This window comes from Micromonospora sp. NPDC050980 (assembly GCF_040653835.1).
Lineage (GTDB): Bacteria > Actinomycetota > Actinomycetes > Mycobacteriales > Micromonosporaceae > Micromonospora.
The window spans coordinates 75,341-94,763 of sequence record NZ_JBFAGS010000010.1 but is presented as its reverse complement, the minus strand read 5'-3'; the positions used below and the strand labels follow the sequence as shown (position 1 = coordinate 94,763).

Annotated in this window: 14 protein-coding genes; 7 read left to right on the top strand and 7 right to left on the bottom strand. The window is 72.6% G+C overall.

Annotated elements, in window-relative coordinates; genetic code table 11:
* Positions 1–31: 31 nt before the first annotated feature.
* The 5 genes from AB0H28_RS17265 to AB0H28_RS17245 all read right to left on the bottom strand — a co-directional run bounded on the left by AB0H28_RS17265 (position 32) and on the right by AB0H28_RS17245 (position 4,917).
* Positions 32–1,069: a lactonase family protein gene (locus tag AB0H28_RS17265; RefSeq protein ID WP_358040514.1), complete on the bottom strand. Its 1,038-nt coding sequence runs from the start codon at positions 1,067–1,069 to the stop codon at positions 32–34.
* Positions 1,070–1,169: 100 nt separating this feature from the next.
* A complete protein-coding gene (locus tag AB0H28_RS17260) occupies positions 1,170–1,772 on the bottom strand; it encodes an ATP/GTP-binding protein (protein ID WP_358040511.1) in 603 nt (200 codons plus the stop codon).
* Positions 1,753–2,139 carry a DUF742 domain-containing protein gene (locus AB0H28_RS17255; protein WP_358040508.1) on the bottom strand — a complete coding sequence of 129 codons (387 nt, stop codon included), beginning with the start codon at positions 2,137–2,139 and terminating at the stop codon, positions 1,753–1,755. Before AB0H28_RS17255 ends, AB0H28_RS17260 begins: the two co-directional genes overlap by 20 nt.
* Positions 2,129–2,551 carry a roadblock/LC7 domain-containing protein gene (locus AB0H28_RS17250; RefSeq protein ID WP_358040505.1) on the bottom strand — a complete coding sequence of 141 codons (423 nt, stop codon included), beginning with the start codon at positions 2,549–2,551 and terminating at the stop codon, positions 2,129–2,131. The genes AB0H28_RS17255 and AB0H28_RS17250 overlap by 11 nt, the downstream gene beginning before the upstream one ends.
* A complete protein-coding gene (locus tag AB0H28_RS17245; RefSeq protein WP_358040502.1) occupies positions 2,551–4,917 on the bottom strand; it encodes a nitrate- and nitrite sensing domain-containing protein in 2,367 nt (788 codons plus the stop codon). The genes AB0H28_RS17250 and AB0H28_RS17245 overlap by 1 nt, the downstream gene beginning before the upstream one ends.
* Before the next feature lie 306 nt (positions 4,918–5,223).
* On the opposite strand from AB0H28_RS17245, the gene AB0H28_RS17240 reads away from it, so the two are divergent.
* The 5 genes from AB0H28_RS17240 (at position 5,224) to AB0H28_RS17220 (ending at position 9,703) form a co-directional block, all read left to right on the top strand.
* The gene (locus AB0H28_RS17240) at positions 5,224–5,820 is read left to right on the top strand and encodes a hypothetical protein (RefSeq protein ID WP_358040499.1); all 597 of its coding nucleotides are present in this window, start codon (positions 5,224–5,226) and stop codon (positions 5,818–5,820) included.
* Between the two features lie 12 nt (positions 5,821–5,832).
* Complete coding sequence (locus tag AB0H28_RS17235; protein WP_358040496.1) at positions 5,833–7,083, top strand: hypothetical protein; 1,251 nt, start codon at positions 5,833–5,835, stop codon at positions 7,081–7,083.
* Positions 7,084–7,274: 191 nt separating this feature from the next.
* Entirely contained in the window at positions 7,275–8,906 is a 1,632-nt protein-coding gene (locus tag AB0H28_RS17230) for a sodium:solute symporter family protein (RefSeq protein WP_358040493.1), read from the top strand.
* A 16-nt stretch (positions 8,907–8,922) separates the two neighbouring features.
* Positions 8,923–9,243: a hypothetical protein gene (locus tag AB0H28_RS17225; RefSeq protein ID WP_358040490.1), complete on the top strand. Its 321-nt coding sequence runs from the start codon at positions 8,923–8,925 to the stop codon at positions 9,241–9,243.
* Between the two features lie 82 nt (positions 9,244–9,325).
* Positions 9,326–9,703: a hypothetical protein gene (locus tag AB0H28_RS17220; protein WP_358040487.1), complete on the top strand. Its 378-nt coding sequence runs from the start codon at positions 9,326–9,328 to the stop codon at positions 9,701–9,703.
* A gap of 109 nt (positions 9,704–9,812) precedes the next feature.
* Here AB0H28_RS17220 and AB0H28_RS17215 read toward each other — a convergent pair whose 3' ends face one another.
* A complete protein-coding gene (locus AB0H28_RS17215; RefSeq protein ID WP_358040485.1) occupies positions 9,813–11,615 on the bottom strand; it encodes a glycoside hydrolase family 6 protein in 1,803 nt (600 codons plus the stop codon).
* Between the two features lie 494 nt (positions 11,616–12,109).
* On the opposite strand from AB0H28_RS17215, the gene AB0H28_RS17210 reads away from it, so the two are divergent.
* Both AB0H28_RS17210 and AB0H28_RS17205 read left to right on the top strand, forming a co-directional pair.
* The gene (locus AB0H28_RS17210) at positions 12,110–13,090 is read left to right on the top strand and encodes a hypothetical protein (RefSeq protein ID WP_358040482.1); all 981 of its coding nucleotides are present in this window, start codon (positions 12,110–12,112) and stop codon (positions 13,088–13,090) included.
* Complete coding sequence (locus AB0H28_RS17205; RefSeq protein WP_358040479.1) at positions 13,077–13,964, top strand: class F sortase; 888 nt, start codon at positions 13,077–13,079, stop codon at positions 13,962–13,964. Before AB0H28_RS17210 ends, AB0H28_RS17205 begins: the two co-directional genes overlap by 14 nt.
* A 128-nt stretch (positions 13,965–14,092) precedes the next feature.
* On the opposite strand, the gene AB0H28_RS17200 is transcribed toward AB0H28_RS17205, so the two are convergent.
* A complete protein-coding gene (locus AB0H28_RS17200) occupies positions 14,093–19,156 on the bottom strand; it encodes an NAD-glutamate dehydrogenase (protein ID WP_358040476.1) in 5,064 nt (1,687 codons plus the stop codon).
* Between the last annotated feature and the right edge of the window lie 267 nt (positions 19,157–19,423).

Below are 19,423 nucleotides of genomic sequence, written 5' to 3'. Positions count from 1 at the left end.
ACCTCGGACAACACTTTCGGTCACCACCTCGTCACAGCAACACGCAGGTCGGACTGGCCACCGGGACCGGCTCCCCGACCGGCGTCGGCAGCCCACTGCCCGGGTCCACCTCGAAGACCCTGATCAGGTCGGCCCGCTCGTCCGCGACATAGAGGTGAGCGCCGGCCAGCGCCAGGTGCCGCGGCCAGCCGCCGCCGGTCGCCACCTCGCCCACCAGCGTCGGTGCCGGCCCCGCCAGCGCGAAGACGGCCACCGTGCCCACCCCGCGATTGGCCACGTAGAGGAAGCGTCCGTCCGGGCCGACCGCCACCTCGGAGGGCTGCACGTGCCCGGTCCGACCACTGGCGTCCACCCGGGCCCGCTGGTGCAGCCCGTCCGGCGTCAGGTCGTACGCGGTGACCGTGGCGTCCAGCTCACCCACCAACCAGCAGCGCCGGCCGTCCGGGTGCCGGGCCAGGTGCCGGGGCCCGGTGCCGGCCGGCGTCCGCAGCCGGGGCGCCCGGGGCACCAGCCGCCCGGAGTCGGCGATCAGGTCGTAGCGGTAGACCGAGTCGGTGCCCAGGTCGACGGCGAGCAACGGCCCGCGCCCGCCGGGATCGGGCGAGACCATGTGGCAGTGCGCCCGCTCCTGCCGATCGGGATCGGCGCCGTGTCCCTCGTGCCGGACCAGGTCGCTCCGCTCACCGGGCACGCCGTCGGCGTCCAGGCCGAACACCGCGAGGCTGCCGCCGCCGTAGTTCGCCACGAACAGGTGCCGCCCGTCCGGCGCGACCGCCAGGTGGCACGGTTCGGCCCCACCGGTCGGACGTTCGCCCAGCGGCGTCAGGTCGCCGTCCGACCCCACCCGGAAGGCGCTCACCATCCCGTCGGGAAGCTCGTTGACGGCGTACAGCACCGGCAGTGTCGGGTGCCGGGCGAGGAACGACGGGGACGGGGTCACCGCCACGGTGCCGAGCGGGGTCAACGCCCCGGTCGCCCGGTCGCGCCGGGCCGCGGCGACACCGTCCGCCCGCCCGTCCGACTCCGCCGTGTAACCACCGATGTGGACGACCTCGTGCTGCCCGGTCAACGCTCCCACCTTCCACCCGCTCCTGCTGCGACCCCACCAGCCTTCCCGATGAACCGCCCGGTCAGTCGTCGAACGCCGAGGAAGATCCGGACCGGGCGGCTCAGCCCACCGACACCGGCTCACCGCGCTGCCGGGCCACATGCTCGACCAGCGAGATCAGCACCAGCTTGCCGGACTGCCGGTCGCGGGCGTCGCAGAGGACCAGCGGGACGTCCGGATCGAGGTCCAGCGCGTCGCGGACCGCCTCCAGGCTGAACCGCCGGGAACCCTCGAAGCAGTTCACCCCGACCACGAAGGGGACGCCCCGCTGCTCGAAGTAGTCGATCGAGGGGAAGCAGTCGGCCAGCCGGCGGGTGTCCGCGAGCACCACCGCGCCGAGCGCGCCGAACGCCAGCTCGTCCCAGAGGAACCAGAACCGGTCCTGCCCCGGGGTCCCGAAGAGGTAGACCTGGAGGTCGTCGTTGATGGTGATCCGGCCGAAGTCCATCGCCACCGTGGTTGTCGACTTCTGCTCCACCCCGGAGACGTCGTCGGTGCCGAGACCGGCCCCGGTCAGCACCTCCTCGGTCTGCAACGGCCGGACCTCACTCAACGCGCTGACCAGCGTCGTCTTGCCGGCACCGAAACCACCCGCGATGAGGATCTTCAGGGCCAGCGGCACCCGCGACGCGGCCGGCTCCCGGTCAAAGCGCACGGAGTCCACTGACCACCGCCTTGAGGATGTTGTCGTCGGGCAGGTACGCGGTGGCCGGGGGCCGGTGCACCGCGACGAACCCATGGGCGAGGAGGTCGCCGAGCAGCACCCGGACCACGCCGACGGCGAGGTCCAGGTCGGCGGCGAGGTCGGCGACGGCCTTCGGCCGCCGGGCCAGCTCGACCAGGCGGCGGTGCTCCGGCTGGAGACCGGGGACGCCGGTCGACTCGACCGACGTGGAGAGCACGAAGGCCAGCAGGTCGAAGCCGTCGACCGGCGGGCGCACCCGCCCACCGGTCAGCGTGTACGGGCGGACCACCGGGCCGGCGTCGGCGTCCAGCCACTCGTGCTGCGGGCCCGGCGACTCAGCCCGCATCGGTCGGCACCCCCACCGTCCGGGCCGGCGCGGCCAGGTTCTCCCCGACGCGGATGACCAGCATCGCCATCTCGTACGCCACCAGGCCGATGTCGGCGTCGGCGTCGCTCGCCACGGCCAGGCAGGCGCCCTGCCCGGCCGCCGTGACGAACAGGTACGCCGACTCCATCTCCACCACAGTCTGCCGGACCGCGCCGCCGTCCAGGTGCCGGGTGGCCCCCTTGGCCAGTCCGGAGAAGCCGGACGCCAGCGCGCAGAGGTGTTCCGCGTCGGTGCGGTCCTGGTCGGCGGAGGCGCCGAGCAGCAGCCCGTCCGCGGAGAGGACCACCGCCCGGCGGGCGGCCGGCACCCGCTCCACCAGGTCGTCGAGCAGCCAGTCGAGATCGGCGTTCTGCCGCGTCGTGTGCACCACTAGGCGTCCCTCTCAGTCGCGGTTCGATGGTCCGGCGCCGGCGGGGAGGGCGCCGTGGCCGGCTCCGGCGCCGTGGCCGGCGTACCGGTGTCACCCGGCCCGGCGGTGGGCGCGTCGGGGCCGGTGTCACGGATCCGCGCGACCGCCGGACCGGCCGTGCGGATGCCGTCGCGGCGACCCCGCGCGGTGCCGGCCTGCAACGCGGACATGGTCCGGCGCGCCTCCTCCGGCGTGCGGTGGGCCGGCGTGTCGGCGACGACCGCGCGGGGACGCGCCGCCGGGCCGCGCCGCCGCACCCGGCGGGGCAGGCCGTCGCCGTCGGCCGGCGGTTCCACGGCCGAGGCCCGCGTGGTCGGCAGCGGGATGACGGTGGACTCCGGGCGCTCCCGCCCCGGCCGGCTCGCCCGGCCGCGGGGCACCGTGCTCAGCCGGCTCACCTTGGCCATCCGTCGCCGCTCCGGCCCGGCGGCGTCCGGACCGACCGGCGGCTCGTCGGTGATCAGATCGGACGGCAGGAACACGGCGGCGGTCGTCCCGGTCGGCCGGCCCGGCCGCAGCTCCACCCGCACGCCGTGCCGCGCGGCCAGCCGGGCCACCACGAACAGGCCCAGCCGGGCGCTGTCGGCCGGGTCGAACTCCGGTGGGGCGGCCAGCTTCCGGTTGGCCGCCGCCATCCTGGGCGGCGACATGCCCAGCCCCCGGTCGGTGATCTCGACGGTGTAGCCGCCCGGCACGGACCGGCCGGTCACATCCACCCGGGTGCCCGGCGGGGAGAAGGCGGTGGCGTTCTCGACCAGCTCGGCGAGCAGGTGGATCACGTCGCCGACGGCCCGGCCGAGCACGCCGGCCGGCTGCACCTCGCCCACGTCGACCCGGTGGTACGCCTCGACCTCGGAGATCGCCCCGCGCATCACGTCCACCGCGGCGACCGGCCGGCGCCAGCCCCGTCCGGGCGCGGCGCCGGCGAGGATGACCAGGTCCTCGGCGTGCCGGCGCAGCCGAGTGGCGAGGTGGTCGACCTGGAACAGCCCGGCCAGCTCGTCCGGGTCCTCGGTGCGCCGCTCCAGCCGGTCCAGCAACGCCAACTGGCGGTGGACCAGCCCCTGGCTGCGCCGGGCCAGGTTGAGGATCACCTCGTGGAAGCCGCGACGCAGGGTGACCTCGTCGACGGCGGCCTGCACGGCGGTGCGGCGCACCTCGTTGAAGGCGCTCGCCACCTGGCCGATCTCGTCCCCACCGTGGTCCATCTCGGGGGCCTCGTGGGCGACGTCGACCTCCTCGCCCCGGCGCAGCCGGGCGACCACGTCGGGCAGCCGTTCCTCGGCCATCTCGGTCGCGGCCGACCGCACCCCGGTCAGCCGGTGCGCCAGCGACCGGCCCACCCGCAGCGCGACCAGCACGCAGACGACGATCGCGACCAGGCCGAGCACCCCGGCGGCGGCGAGCTGGACCAGGATGCGCACCGCCATCGGCACCGATCGTTCGGTGAGGCGGTCCGCGGCTCGCAACTCGAAGTCCCGCAGGCCCTGCGAGACCTCGGCGTGGCTGCTCTCCCAGGCCCGGACGTCGAACCCGGCGGGCAACTCCTCGGCGCGGATCAGCACGTCCTGAAGCGCGCGTAGCCGCAGAAAGCCGGCTTCCTCGGTGAGCCGCTGGTAGCCGGCCCGTTCCTCCGGCGGCAGGTCGGCGACCGCGTTCTCGGCCAGGAACCGCTGGTTCTCCATAGTCCGCACCAACTGCTCGTGCTCGCCCTCGGCGTACCGGCCGGCGGTGACCGCACCGGCCAGCAGCGCGTCGGCCTGGCCGAGCAGCTCGCGGGAGCGACCCAGCGCGGTGAGCGCGGCGGTCTCCCGGTTGAGTTGGACGTCGGGCAGCGTGGCCATGGCGGAGAACGCCTGGAACGCGGAGCCGATCATTCCGCTGTAGAGCCCGACCGCGCCGGCCCGGTCCACCTTCCGGTCGTCGATGAAGACCCGCCCCGCCGGCAGCGCCTCGAGCGCCGCGCCAAGCTGGTCGAGCCGCACGTCGAGCTGGTCGTCGGCCGCGTCGCGCAACTCCTCGCCGTCGATCCGCCGGCGCAGCTCGGCGACCGCCCGGTCGGTGCGGTCGCGTTGCCCGGCCAGCTCCGCCAGGACGCCGTCGCCGGCGAGCTGGACCACCGAGAGCCGCCGTTCCCGCTGCAGCTCGGCGACCACGTTCTCGCCCGGCCGGCCCAGGTCGTAGCGGAGGGTACGGGCGGCGAGCAGATCCAGCGCCGGCCCGAAGGTCAGCGTGGTGGCGAAGATCCACAATGCCAGCAGCCCGGTCACCGGGCCGATGACCAGCGCGGTCAACTTGGCGCGGATCGGCCAGTCGCGGGTGTTCAATCAGACCTCGCCCGGGAAGGTTCGCGTGGTGGCGCCGGCAGCGGCCGTCAGGTCGCCGGCCACGACGCCGGGCACCGACCCCGGACGCCTTGGGCAGGATACGTAATCCCAAGCGGATGCACTACCGGCCGTCTCGACCCTCACTACGGTCCGAGATGACCCCGCGGGACGCCGTTGGAGCCCCACCCGCCACCGGACGGGCCTTTTCTGGAACGGCTCAGCTTTCGCGTCCCGCCGGGGAAAGTGCCCCGGAACGGGATTGGCGATCACCCCCACCAGGGAATACCAGCGGTCGAAGGAGGTGCCATGTCGCCCACCCAGGTAGTCGTCATAGTCATCGTCGTCGTCGTCGTGGTCGCCGCTCTGGTCGCGTTCGCCGTGGTCGCGAACCGCCGGCGGGCACTGCGCCAGCGGTTCGGCCCGGAGTACGACCGGGCAGTCGAGGAGCAGGACAGCCGGGGCGCCGCCGAGCGTGAGCTGCGCGAGCGCGAGCGCCGGCACGCCGAGCTGGAGTTGACCCCACTCAGCCCGGAGTCCCGGGCCCGCTACGCCGCGGCCTGGGAGGACCTCCAGGTGCGCTTCGTCGACTCGCCGGCGGAGACCGTCGGCGACGCCGACGAACTGGTCAGTCGGCTGATCGCCGAGCGCGGATACCCCACCGGGGACTTCTCCGACCAGATCGCCCACCTTTCCGTCGAGCACGCCCGCACGCTCACCCACTACCGCGACGCCCACGAGATCCGGCAGCGCAACGAGCGCGGCGAGGCCGGCACCGAGGACCTCCGGCAGGCGCTGGTGCACTACCGGGCTCTCTTCGCCGACCTGCTCGGCGAGGACCCGGTCGGCCAGCGGGCACCGGAGCAGCGCCACCCCGATTCCGAGCACGACGCCACGAGCCGCTGAGGAGCCGCCGCCATGCGCCAGGAAGAGCAGCAGGTCACGCAGGACCACCCCGAGGCCGTACGATCCGCGCCGGTGCCGGTCCCGCCGCCGGACGACCACGACCGCGACGGTCGGGTCGAGGTGCCCGAGGACGCGCTGGACGACCGGGGCACGTTCGACGACCCGGCCGTGGGCGACGAGCGGTCCCCGGACGAGACCCGGGCTCACGACGCCGACGACCTGCGAGACGAGGCCGACCGCCCGGACGACGACGAGGCGCGCGACGACGACGGTCGTCCGGCGTTTCACGAGCCGGCGCCGCTGCCGACGGCGTTCGGCGCGGCCACGGTGGGCGACGCGGTGGCCGCCTCGGCGCTGGCCGGTGGCCGCCCGCAGGACGAGCGGGACGCCCGCGGCGAGGACACCGCCGTCCCGGGCGACGGCGCGCCGGGCCGGACCGAACCGCTGGACGACGAACGGGCCGACCCGACCGCCGGCGACCGGCTGCACGACCGGGACCGCTGGAACGCCGAGCACCCCGACGCGGACCGCGACGACACCGTGGCCACCGGCGTCGACCAGGACACCCTGGTCACCGACGCCGACCGCGACGCCGTGGCGACCGACGCCGACCGCGACGCCATGGCGACCGACGCGGACCGCGACGGCGTGACCACCGACGCCGACCGCGACGGCGTGGTCGTCGACGCGGACCGGGACGACGCGGTGGCCGCCGGCGCGGTCGGCTACGGCAGCCCCGAGCCGGGCCTGGTCGACCCCGACGCCGAGCCCGCCGACGGCGACGTCACCGGGCGGCACCACGAAACCGTGGACCCGGAGACCGCTACCGCGGCGGCCGGCACGGTGGCCGGTGGCGCGGCGACCGGCACGGTGGCCGGTGGCGCGGCGACCGGCACGGTGGCCGGTGGCGCGGCGACCGGCACGGTGGCCGGTGGCGCGGCGGGCGCGGCGCTGGCCGGCGCGGACCGGCCCACCCCCGGCGCGGTGCCGGGTGACGCGGCGACGCTGTTCGACGCGGAGGCCGCGCAGGGCTTCCGGGACCGCTGGCGCGACGTCCAGCTGCGCTTCGTCGACGACCCGAGGGCTGCGGTCGGCGAAGCGGAGTCGCTGGTCGAGGAGGCGATCGAGGCGCTGTCCACGGCCCTGCGGGAGCAGCGCTCCCGGCTCGGCGCCTGGCAGGAGTCCGGCTCGTCGGACACCGAGCAGCTCCGGGTGGCCGTGCGCGGCTACCGCGACTTCCTGGACCGCGTGCTGGGCCGCTGAGGCCCGGCCACCCGCCACCTCCCTCGGCCCGCCGAGTGAGAAGGGGCCCCTTCTCGACGCCAGGCGTTAAGAAGGGGCCCCTCCTTGCATCTGCGCAGTAGGCATGAAACTTCGCGATCGGGGAAACTGCCGGCGCAGCACGCACCCGCACGAGGGGAGCACCAGGCATGGGCAGCGGCCTCAGGTTGAACATGAACGCCTTGGACTACCTGATCCTGGCGCTCTACTTCGTCACGGTGCTCGGGGTCGGTTTCGCCGCCCGCCGTGCCATCAAGACCAGCGTCGACTTCTTCCTCTCCGGGCGCTCGCTGCCCGCCTGGGTCACCGGCCTGGCGTTCGTCTCGGCGAACCTGGGCGCGCTGGAGATCATCGGCATGGCCGCCAACGGCGCCCAGTACGGCATCATGACGGTGCACTACTACTGGATCGGCGCGGTGCCGGCGATGGTCTTCCTCGGCATCGTGATGATGCCGTTCTACTACGGCTCCAAGGTGCGCAGCGTGCCGGAATACCTGCGGCTGCGCTTCAACCGCCCCACCCACCTGCTCAACGCGATCAGCTTCGCGGTAGCCCAGGTGCTGATCGCGGGCGTGAACCTCTACGCGCTGGCGCTGATCATGCAGGCGTTGCTGGGCTGGCCGCTCTGGGTGGCGATCGTGGTCGGCGCGGCGATCGTGCTGGCCTACATCACGGTCGGCGGCCTGTCCGGCGCGATCTACAACGAGGTGCTCCAGTTCTTCGTGATCATCGCCGGGCTGGTGCCGATCACGGTGATCGGCCTGGTCAAGGTCGGCGGCGTGAGCGGGCTGATGGACGCGGTACGGGAATCCCCGCTCGGCGAGGCCGGCCTGCACGCCTGGCAGGGCACCGGCAGCACGGACAACCCGCTCGGCGCGCACTGGCTGGGCATCGTCTTCGGCCTCGGTTTCGTGCTCTCCTTCGGCTACTGGACCACCAACTTCGCCGAGGTGCAGCGCGCCCTGTCGGCACGGAACATGAGCGCCGCCCGGCGTACCCCGATCATCGGGGCTTACCCGAAGCTGCTCATCCCGGCGGTCACCGTGATCCCCGGCCTGATCGCCCTGATCACGGTCAAGGGGCTGGGCGCCGACCAGGGGGACCTGGTCTACAACAACGCCATCCCGTTGCTGATGCGCGACCTGCTGCCCAACGGCGTGCTCGGCATCGCGGTCACCGGCCTGGTGGCGTCGTTCATGGCCGGCATGGCGGCGAACGTCAGCGGCTTCAACACCGTCTTCACCTACGACATCTGGCAGGCGTACTTCCGGCGGGACCGCCCGGACGAGTACTACGTGCGGGTCGGCCGGATCGCGACCGTGGTGGCCGTGGTGGTGGGCATCGGCACCGCGTTCATCGCGGCCGGGTTCAGCAACATCATGAACTACATCCAGGCGCTCTTCTCGGTCTTCAACGCCCCGCTCTTCGGCACCTTCATCATCGGCATGTTCTGGCGGCGGATGAGTGCGCTGGCCGGCTTCTGGTCGCTGCTCTCCGGCACCGTGGTGGCGATCGCCACGTACCTGCTCTACCGGGCCGGGGTGATCAGTTTCAACTCCGACCTGGAGGAGAGCTTCTGGGGCGCCGGCCTGGCCTTCGTCACCGTCGCGGTGGTGGCCGTGGTCATCACGCCGCTGACCCGGCCGAAGACCGACGACGAGCTGACCGGCCTGGTGTACGGCCTCAGCGACACCACCCTGAAGGACGACTCGCTGGCCGGGGACGCGGCCTGGTACCGCTCCCCGGTGCTGCTCGGCGTCGTCGCCGTGGTGCTCGCCGCCCTCTTCTACATCCCGGTCTTCTGAGGAAGGGACCCCCGTCATGGCAGACAACGCGGACCGCTACCAGGGCGGCGAGGCCCACGACCCGCTGGTCGACGACACCGAGGACGCCCGGGAGGAAAGTTCCGCCGCGGCCCGGCTGTTCGACATCCGCCGGGTCATCGGCGGGCTGTTCGTCGCGTACGGGCTGATCGTCGGGCTGATGGGTCTCTTCGACTCGGCTGCCGAGATCGACAAGGCGCAGGGCGTGCGGATCAACCTGTGGGCCGGCGCGGTGATGCTGGTCTTCGGGCTGCTCATGCTGCTCTGGCTGAAGGTCAGCCCGACGGAGACGCCGAAGCCGCGTTCCGACGAGTCCTGAGCGGCCGGCCCGGCGGCCGGCATGGCCGGCCCGGCACGGGGTACGCCGGGGGGATCACCGATTCGGGACAGGAGGCAGCAGCATGACCGATCGTGACCCCGGACGACCGCTGGAGGAGACCCCCGAGGTGGCCGCCGCGGTGGACGACGACAGCACGGTGCCGCAGCTGCGTACCGGCGGCGCCGACCCGGACAACCCCACGTTCACCGAGCCGGACGGCGCGGTGACCGACACCGGGTCGCCGGATCTGCTCGGCGACCCGTACGCGGCCGGGACCGGCGCGACCGGGACCGGAACCGGCGCGGGCGGGGACAACATCCGCACCGGCGCCGAGCAGCCCTGGGAGCCGGAGGATCTGGTGCGGGCCCGTGGTCAGGACGTGACAGCGGAGAACGTGGACCGGGCCCGCCGTGACCTCGACGAGCTGGGCCGGGCGGCGATCGAGAAGACGGTGCCCTGACCCGAGGACGGCCGGGGGCCCCTGGTCGACGTGGGCGTCGACCAGGGGCCCGGGGAACCCGCGCGGCGGTGCCTCACTCCCGCCGCGGCGGGTGGTCCGGCCGCGGGCTCTACAGCGCCGGGTAGGCGTTCTGCATCAGCTGCGCGAACTGGGCCGGGAACCAGGCGCCGGAGATCGGCGCGTCCGGCAGGGCGCCGGACATGCTGTTCCCGTTACGGGCGTTGCCGGTGTACGTCGGGTCGCACATCCGGTCGAAGCCCTTGCCCTCGTTGTTCGGGATCTCCTTGCTGGAGCCGTCCGACTCACCCGGGGGCTTCACCCAGACGTAGGCGTCGATGCCCGGCTCCGGGTTGGCCTTCGGCCGCTCGCCGAGACCCGCACCGGCCTGGTTGCACCAGTTGCCGGCGTGGATCCGACGGTCGACCCGCCCGCCGTCGACGTAGGCGTCCACCGAGGTCGACGGGCCCGGGCCGGTCGGCCGCGCCGCGCCGCCCCAGCCGTTGCGGGAGGTGTCGATCAGCATGCCGATGTTGCTCTCGAAGCCGACCGAGACCAGCTTCTGCCGGAACGCCTGGGCGAACGAGAGCTCGTCGACGTACTGGTTCCAGTCGATCCACTTGGACTGCCGCACGGTCTGGCCGTTCACCGAGTCGGTGACCTTGATGTACGGCTCCTTGAGCGCGGAGTAGTTCGCCGTGTTGACGATGAAGCCCGTCACGTTGCGCACGGTGCTGCCGGAGGCGGTGGCGGCGGCGTAGAGCTGCTGGGCGACCGGGCCGAAGTTGCTGTCCCAGCCGATCCAGCCGTGGTGCGCGGCGTCGATGTAGTTGTAGACGTTGCCGATCGCGCCGAGCTTGGCCAGGGCGTAGCCCACACCGTTGACGTAGGCGCCGTTGGCCTTGACCGTGTCGCACATCGCGGTGCCGCCCGGGTTGCCCGAGGTGTTGGTCACCAGGTTGGGCAGCGAGTCGATCTCGATGATGTTGACGATCCGCAGGTTCTTGTACTTCGCGTCGCTCTGGATCGCGGCGATCGGGTCGATGTACTCGCTCTTGTAGCGGGGCAGCTCGTTCGGGCCCAGCTCACCGTTCGAGGCCAGTGCGGCGCAGTCCCGGCCGGGCAGGTTGTAGATGACGAACTGGATGTAACCGGCGCCCTGGGCGAGCGCGGCGTCCAGGTGCTCACGGACGCCCATCGCGCCGTTGGAGCTGCTGTCGGGGGTGCCCTCGATGGCGGCGATCCGGTCCAGCCACACCGCGGTCGGGTTGTTCGACACCCGGCTGCCGCCGGCCACCGACTCGGCCTTGGCCTTCCACTCCGGGTTCACGTAGCCCTTGACCCCGACGAACGGGTTGTCGACCTTCTGCCCCGGCGGGGTGGTGGTCGGCGGCGGGGTCGTGGGCGGCGGCGTGGTGGGGGGCGGGGTCGTCGGCGGGGTGCTGGTGGGCGGCGTGCTGGTCGGCGGCGTGCTGGTGGGCGGCGTGCCGCCGTTGCAGACCGTGCCGTTCAGGGTGAACTGGGTCGGCTTCGGGTTGCTGCCGCTCCAGGCGCCGTTGAAGCCGATGCTGGTGCTGGCGCCGGTGCCCAGCGACCCGTTGTAGGACTCGTTCTGCGCGGTGACGTTCTGGCCGCTCTGCGACCACTTCGCCGACCAGCCCTGCTGCACACGCTGGCTGCTGTTGCCGAAGGTGAAGCCGAGGTTCCACGAGCTGACCGGGTCACCGAGGTTCCTGATGACCACGCTGGCGGTGAAGCCGCCGGGCCAGTCGCTGGTGGTGTAGTCAACGCTGCACTGGGTCGCGGCCTGCGCCGCGGTGACCGGGAGGGTCACCAGCCCGCCGGCCACGAGGACGCCGGCGCCGGTGAGCGCGAGCGTCCGGCTCCGGCCGGACAGCCTTCTCCACAGATTCATGCCACTGATCTCCTTGGGCGAGAACCGGATCCGCGTACGGCCCGGCGGAATGGCGGCGGCGGTCGCCCTGCGGGATCGACCGTGCGCGCCACGGGTTGCTTCGGGGACGCCCGACCCGGACGGGCGTGAGGGGTGGTGGTGCCGACCGGTCCGCAGGACCGGCCGTTGGAGCCGACGTCGTCCGGTGAACCGGTGCCCTCGACGTCTTAGCTCGCGGTGTGGCTCCCCGAACCGCGTGCAGCGATTCTTGCATGGGAGCGCTTCCATGGCAATGCCTCGATGCGGACACCCCGACCCTACCTCCCGTTGCGCCCACAGCCGGTCCGCTCGGGGCACAGACGGCCCGCGACGGCGCTCCACACGCAGGAAAGCCGCATCATCGGCAAACCCCAAAAAACGAATCTTTCCCTAAATAAGTCATGAAAAGGTCTAACGTCGGCGGTAGCTCGACTGACGTCGGGCTCAGGACGAACAGGGATGGAGTGACGCTGCTCATGGCTAAGAAGATGCTCGGGAAGGTCGTCGCGGGCGCCGCTCTCGGCGGTGCGGGCCTTCTCGCGTTCACGCCGGGGATGGCCTACGCGGGCGGGCACGACGACGAGGGCAAGGTCATCGCCAAGCCGCACGTGGTCAAGGCGGGCGACACCGTCGAACTGCTCCAGATCTGCTCCGAGGCTCAGGAGCACGCCTACGTCTGGTCGAAGGTGACCGGCAAGGTCGAGCTGCACCCGGCCCGCGACGGCGAACACGGTGACTGGGCCGACGGCGGCGACTGGGCCGACCGGGGCGGCGACTGGGCGCAGGACGCGGACCAGGGCCCGGACGGCAAGGACGAGCACGGCAAGGGCCCCGACGGCAAGGACGGCCACGGCAAGGGCCCCGACGGCAGAGAGGACCCCGAGGGCGGGGAGGGGCACGGGCCGGGCGAGGCGGGGATGCCGCAGCCGCCGGCCGACGCGCCCCAGCCGGGCGGCAGGGGTGCCGGCACGGCCGCCGACCCCGTCGCCCAGGGCCCGGACCGGCAGGTTCCCGAGGAGTACGGCCAGGCCGCCGAGCCGGGCTGGGACGCCTCCGACTGGGCCAACGACGCGCACGGCAAGGACGGCAAGGACGGGCACGGCCCGGACGCCAGGGACGCGCACGGCCCGGACGCGCACGGGGCCGGGTGGCAGGGCGGCGACCAGTACGGCCCCGGCGGTGACGAGACCGGCTGGGAGCACGGGAAGGACTTCGTCTACTACGGCGAGGCCCGCGTCGCCTGGGACGCCCACCCGGGCCGGTACGAGTTGCAGGGCTCCTGCGGCGAGGGCGAGCTCGTGGTCCTGCCCCGGGGCGGGGTCGACGGCGGCGACGGCGGCATGGCCACCACCGGTCTGGACCGGGGTCTCGCCACCGGGGGCGCCGGCATGATCGGCGCCGCTACGTTGGGCGGGCTGGTGCTGCTGCGCCGGCGGCGCGCCGGTGACCTGGCCTGACCGGACGACGAACCGGGCCGGCGGCCGTCACGGGAGACCGTGGCGTGCCGCCGGCGCGGCGCTCGTCGTCCTGCTCGCCATGGTGGGCTCCGGTCTGATCGGCGCGTCCGTCCACACCGTCCCGCCGCCCAACCCGCCACAGCCGATCGCGCAGGCCGGCCCGACCGACCCGGCCGGTGTGCCCGACGCGGACGTCGAGACCGCCGCGCCGTGGGACTGGACCTCGCCGACCGCTCCGGCACCGGCGGGGCCGCCCGGACCGGCGACCCCGGCCGGAGCGGGAGGTCCCCCGACACCCGCGGCTCCGGCACCGTCCGGAGCCCCGCGGGGGCCGGCGCCGACGGCACCCCGGGCCGGAGCCACCCCGCCGGCAACGGCCGGCGCACCGCTGGGCGCCCGCGGTGCGCGGGCCGGTCTGCCCCGATCGGTGCCCACCGCCGTCGTCATTCCCCGGATCGGGGTACGCGCCGAGATCATGCCGCTCGGCACCAACCCGGACGGCACGGTGCAGGTGCCCCCGCTGGACCAGGCGATGAAGGCGGGCTGGTACGCCCCGGGCGCCAGCCCGGGTGAGGTCGGCAACGCGGTGGTGGTCGGACACGTCGACTCCGCCAAGCTCGGTCCGGCGGTCTTCTTCAACCTGGGCGCGCTGGTGCGGGGCGACACCATCGCCATCTCCCGGCAGGACGGCTCGACCGCCACCTTCACCGTGGACGAGGTCCGGTCGTACCCGAAGACGGCCTTCCCCGCCGAGCAGGTCTACGGCCCGTCCGGCGTGCCCGGCCTGCGGGTCGTCACCTGCGGCGGAACGTTCGACCCCGCCGCCGGCAGCTACCTCAACAACATAGTCGTCTACGCCCGAATGACCGCCTGACCCCACCCCACCACCTGCCGCCTCGTTCACGGAAAGAGTGCCCATTCGACGCGCGATGGGCACCCTTTCCGTGAATCAGCGAGGCGGGCGGGTGGGTGGGTGGGTGGGTGGGACGCGGGCGGCGGTCGTCAGGTGGCGGCGGAGGTGCGGACCAGGGTGCGGATCTGGCGCAGCAGCACCGACAGGGCGGACAGGTCGGCGCGGGACTCGTCGAACTCCCCCATCGCCCGGTGCGCCCGGTGGATCGACGTCGCGTTCGCCTGCTCCCACTCCTGCACCCGCTCCACCGGCGGAAGGTCCTCCGGGGTGGAGCTGAGCACCTCCGCGGTGAGCGCGGCCAGCGCGGCGTAGAGGTCGTAGCGCAGCGCCATCCGGGCCAGCGTCTGCCAGCGGTCCTCCCGCGGCAGCAGCGAGATCTTCGACAGCAGCGCGTCCACCCGGAACCGGTCGGAGAGCACGAAGTAGACCGAGGCCACCTCGCTCACCTCCCGCCCGGTCGTCTGCGCCGTCTCGACGATGTCGAGCAGGCCGAAGCTGTACATCAGACGGGTCGCCTGCACCGCCAGCTCCCGCGGCAGCCCCCGGCCGACGAGCGACTCGATGTGCGCCGCGATCGCCGCCCGCTCGGTGCCCCAGAAGAGGTGCTCCAGGTCGGGCATCAGGCGGGCCACGCCGTCGCGCAGCCGGGCGATCTCGGCCGGCACGTCGATCGGCGAACGCCGGTTGGTGACCAGCCAGCGCACCGCGCGGTCGAGCAGCCGCCTGGTGTCCAGGTAGACGGCGGTCTGCAACTCGGGTGAGACCTTGTTGTCCAGCGCCTCCACCGCGTTCCACAGGCCGCCCAGGTCGAACACCTCGCGGACCACCACGTACGCCCGCAGCACGTCCGCCGCGGAGGCGGCCGTCTCCTCGACCACCCGGAACACGAACGAGATGCCGCCCCGGTTGATCGCCTCGTTGACAAGCACCGTGGTGACGATGTCCCGGCGCAGCCGATGCCGGCCCATCCGGTCGGCGAAGCGCTGCCGCAGCGGCGTCGGGAAGTAGTTGACCAGGACGTCGGTCGTCCACTCCTCGTCCGCCAGCCCCTCGCTGACGATCTCCCGCTCCAGCACGATCTTGACGTACGCGAGCAGCACCGCGAACTCCGGCGCGGTCAGCCCGCTCTCGGCGCGTACCGCCAGTTCCTCGTCCGGCGGGAGCGCCTCCAGCGCCCGGTCCAGCGCGCCGGACCGCTCCAGCTCGTTGATCATCCGTCGGTGCACCGGGAGCAGCGAGGCGGCCTGGGCCTGGGCGTTGTTCAGCGCCCGGGCCTGGTCGTAGTTGTCCCGCAGCACCAGCTCGGCGATCTCGTCGGTCATCCGGGCCAGCAGCTCGTCACGCTCGGGCCGGTCCAGTTCCCCGTCCGCGACCGCCGTGTTGAGCAGGATCTTGATGTTCACCTCGTGGTCGGAGCAGTCCACCCCGGCCGCGTTGTCGATGAAGTCGGTGTAGATGCGACCACCGCCCACCGCGTACTCGATCCGGCCCTGCTGGGTGAAGCCCAGGTTGCCGCCCTCGCCGACCACCCGGCAGCGCAGGCTCCTGCCGTCGACCCGGATGGCGTCGTTGGACTTGTCCCCGACCTCGGCGTTGGTCTGCGTCGACGCCTTGACATAGGTGCCGATGCCACCGTTCCAGAACAGGTCCACCGGCGCGGTGACGATCGCCTTCATCAGCTCCTGCGGGCTGAGCTGCGTGACGGCGTCGTCGAGGCCGAGCACCGCGCGCACCTGCGGCGTGATCGGCACCGACTTCGCGGTACGCGGGAAGATGCCGCCGCCGGCCGAGATCAGCTCGGGATCGTAGTCCTCCCACGAGGACCGGGGCCGGTCGAACAGCCGCTTGCGCTCGGCGTACGAGGTGGCCGCGTCCGGATCCGGGTCCAGGAAGATGTGCCGGTGGTCGAAGGCGGCCACCAGCCGGATGTGCTCCGACAGCAGCATGCCGTTGCCGAACACGTCACCGGACATGTCGCCCACGCCGACCACTGTGAAGTCCTGGGTCTGGGTGTCGTGCCCCAGCTCCCGGAAGTGCCGCTTCACCGACTCCCACGCGCCCCGGGCGGTGATGCCCATCTTCTTGTGGTCGTAGCCGGCCGAGCCGCCGGAGGCGAACGCGTCGCCCAGCCAGAAGTCGTGCGCGGTGGAGATCTCGTTGGCGATGTCGGAGAACGTGGCGGTGCCCTTGTCGGCCGCCACCACCAGGTAGGGGTCGTCGGCGTCGTGCCGGACCACGTCGTCGGGCGGCACGATCTCACCGCTGACGATGTTGTCGGTGACGTCGAGCAGCGCGGAGATGAACTCCTTGTAGCAGATTACCGCCTCGTCCCGGTCGCCCGGCTTCTGCTTCAGCACGAAGCCGCCCTTGGCGCCGACCGGCACGATCACCGCGTTCTTCACCATCTGCGCCTTGACCAGGCCCAGCACCTCGGTGCGGAAGTCCTCGCGCCGGTCGGACCAGCGCAGGCCGCCCCGGGCCACCGGCCCGAACCGCAGGTGCACGCCCTCGAACCGGGGCGAGTAGACGAAGATCTCGAACTTGGGCCGCGGGGCCGGCAGGTCCGGGATCGCCTGCGGGTCCAGCTTGAACGCCACGTACGGCTTGGGCCTACCGCCCACCGGCCGCTGGTAGAAGCTGGTGCGCAGGGTGGCCTGGATCAGCGTGAGGTAGGCACGCAGGATCCGGTCCTGGTCGAGGCTGGCCACCTCGTCCAGCGCCTCGCCGATCGCCTCGACCAGTTCGCCGCTGCGCTGCCGGCGCTCGTCCAGCGTGGTCGCCCCGGGCGCGAAGCGGGTCTCGAAGAGCCGCACCAGCAACCCGGCGATGCGCGGGTACGCGATGAACGTCTGCTCCATGTACTCCTGGGAGAACACGGTGCCGGCCTGCCGCAGGTACTTCGCGTACGCCCGCAGCACCACCACCTGACGCCAGGTGAGCCCGGTGCGCAGCACCAGCTCGTTGAAGCCGTCCACCTCGGCCTCGCCGCGCCAGGCGGCGGCGAAGGCGTTCTCCACGTGCGGGCGCACCTCGGCCAGGTCCTGGTGCCGCTCGGGCAGCTCCAGACCGAAGTCGTAGAGCCAGATCCGGCCGTCGACGCGCTCCACCTCGTACGGGTGCTCGTCGACCACCTTCACGCCGAGCGAGTGCAGCACCGGCAGCACGGCGGAGAGCATCATCGGCTCGCCGTACCGGTAGACCTTGAACCGCACGTCCATCGTCTCGTCGGCGTCGGCCGCCCGGCCGGCGTGCGGGCGGGGCGCCAACTGCTTGCGGAACAGGTGCATCTCCAGCTGGCCGGGCTCCTCCAGCAGCTCCAGCTTCGCCAGGTCCTTCATCGCCTCGTACGGCGTGTGCCCGTCCTTGTAGCCCTCCGGGAACGCGTCGGCGTAGCGGCTGAACAGGTGCTTGGCCTGCTCGTCGCCGAGCTTGCGCTCCAGCACCAGCCGGTAGTCGTCGTCCCACAGCCGGGTGGCGTCGGCCAGTTCCTCGGCGAGCAGGTCGGCGTCGATCTCGCCGGGCGGGTTGTTCGGGTCGGTGCGGACGATGAAGTGCACCCGGGCCAGCATCGACTCGGTGACACGGGTGGTGTAGTCGACCCCGACGCCGTTCAGCTCGCGCAGCAGGATGTCCTGCATGCGCAGCCGGTTCTGGGTGGTGAACCGGTCCCGGGGCAGGTAGATCAGGCAGGAGATGAACCGCCCGTACGCGTCCCGGCGCAGGAACACCCGCAGCTGCCGGCGACCGGCCATCCGCAGCACGCCGATCACCGCGTGGTAGAGGTCGTCGGTCTTGATCTGGAACAGCTCGTCGCGCGGGTAGGTCTCCAGGATCTGCAGCAGGTCCTTGCCGGAGTGGCTGCGCAGGCTCAGGCCGGAGCGGTCCAGCACCTCGGCGACCTTGCGGCGGACCACCGGCAGCTCCTGCACGCTGGTCCGGTAGGCGGCGGTGGAGAACAGGCCCAGGAAGCGCCGCTCCCCGACCACCTCGCCGGCCTCGTTGAAGATCTTGAACCCGAGGTAGTCGAGATAGGCCGACCGGTGCACGGTGGCCCGGGAGTTGGCCTTGGTGATGATCAGCAGGCGCTTCTCCAGCACCCGTTCGTGCGCCTCGGGCGTCATCGAGTTCAGCGACCGGGCCTCCGGCGAGTCGGACCGCAGGATGCCCAGCCCGGTGCCGAGGACCGCTTCGAGGGCCTGCCCGTCGTCCGCCCCGTCGGTGTCGACCAGGCGGTACTCCCGGTAGCCGAGGAACGTGAAGTGGTCGTGCGCGAGCCACCGCAGCAGCTCCACCGAGTCCGTGATGTCCTTCTCCGGCACCGGAGGGCGGTTGCCCGAGGTGCGCGCGGCGGCCAGCTCGTCGGCGAGCGCCAACGCCCGCTGCCGCATCTTGGGCCAGTCCTCGACCGCTTCCCGCACGTCGGTCAGCACCCGCTGCAACTCACGCCGCACGGTGTCCCGCTCGGCCGGGTCGCGGACCGGGTCGATCTCGATCCGCATCCAGCTCTCGACCAGGTCACCGGCGATCGCGTCGTCCGGTTCCACGTCGGCGGACACCTCGGTGAGCCGGCCCAGCGGCTCGCGCCGGACCACCACCAGCGGGTGCACCAGCAGGTGCACGTCGAGGTGACGGGAGTTCAGCAGCGCGGTGACCGAGTCGACCAGGAACGGCATGTCGTCGGTGACGATCTCCACGACGGTGTGGTGCTGCTCGGCGTCCGGCTCGTGGATCCGCAGCTTCAGCTCGCCCGGCACCCGCTGCTGGGCCAGGTCGCGGTGCGCCCGGGCCGCCTCCAGCATCTCCTCGGCGGTGAAGCCGATCAGCTCCTCGTCCGGCGCGAACCGCCAGAAGCGGTCCACCAGCGTTGCCGCGTCGTGGTCGTCGCCGGCCAGCGCGACCGCCTGGGCGACCAGCCGCTCCGCGTTGGGCACCGGCTCGTCCAGCTCGGCGTCCTCGGACTCGTCGGCCAACGACTGCGTGGGCAGACCGAGATCGTAGAGGGTGTCGATGCTGGAACCGGTCATCCCGGTCACTCCTGTGTCGAGACGGCCGTAACCGTCCCCGTCGGTCGCCGAATCGAAGCTGTCATCGTCCCGGCTGGTGTCAGCCTGCCGGAGGTCGGGTCCCGGTTTGATCGCCGGACGCCGGTCCATCGGTGCCACTCCCCTCGACCCACCGCGTTGTGGGTCACTCTGCCGCCCAGCCTAGGCCCTGCCGTTGTGCCCCTCGGTCGGCGGACCACTGGCCGGACGTCCGGATCGGGACTGTGCCCTTTCACCTGTTGCGGGTGCGTGGTCGGCCGGTCGCCGAGTACCCCGGCTGGCGATGTTCATCACACCCCCGGACGGCACTTCTCACCGCACCGCGTTCGGTGGCGGGGCGGTGGGGAGCCACGCGCCGTATTAGCGTGCAGGTCAGCC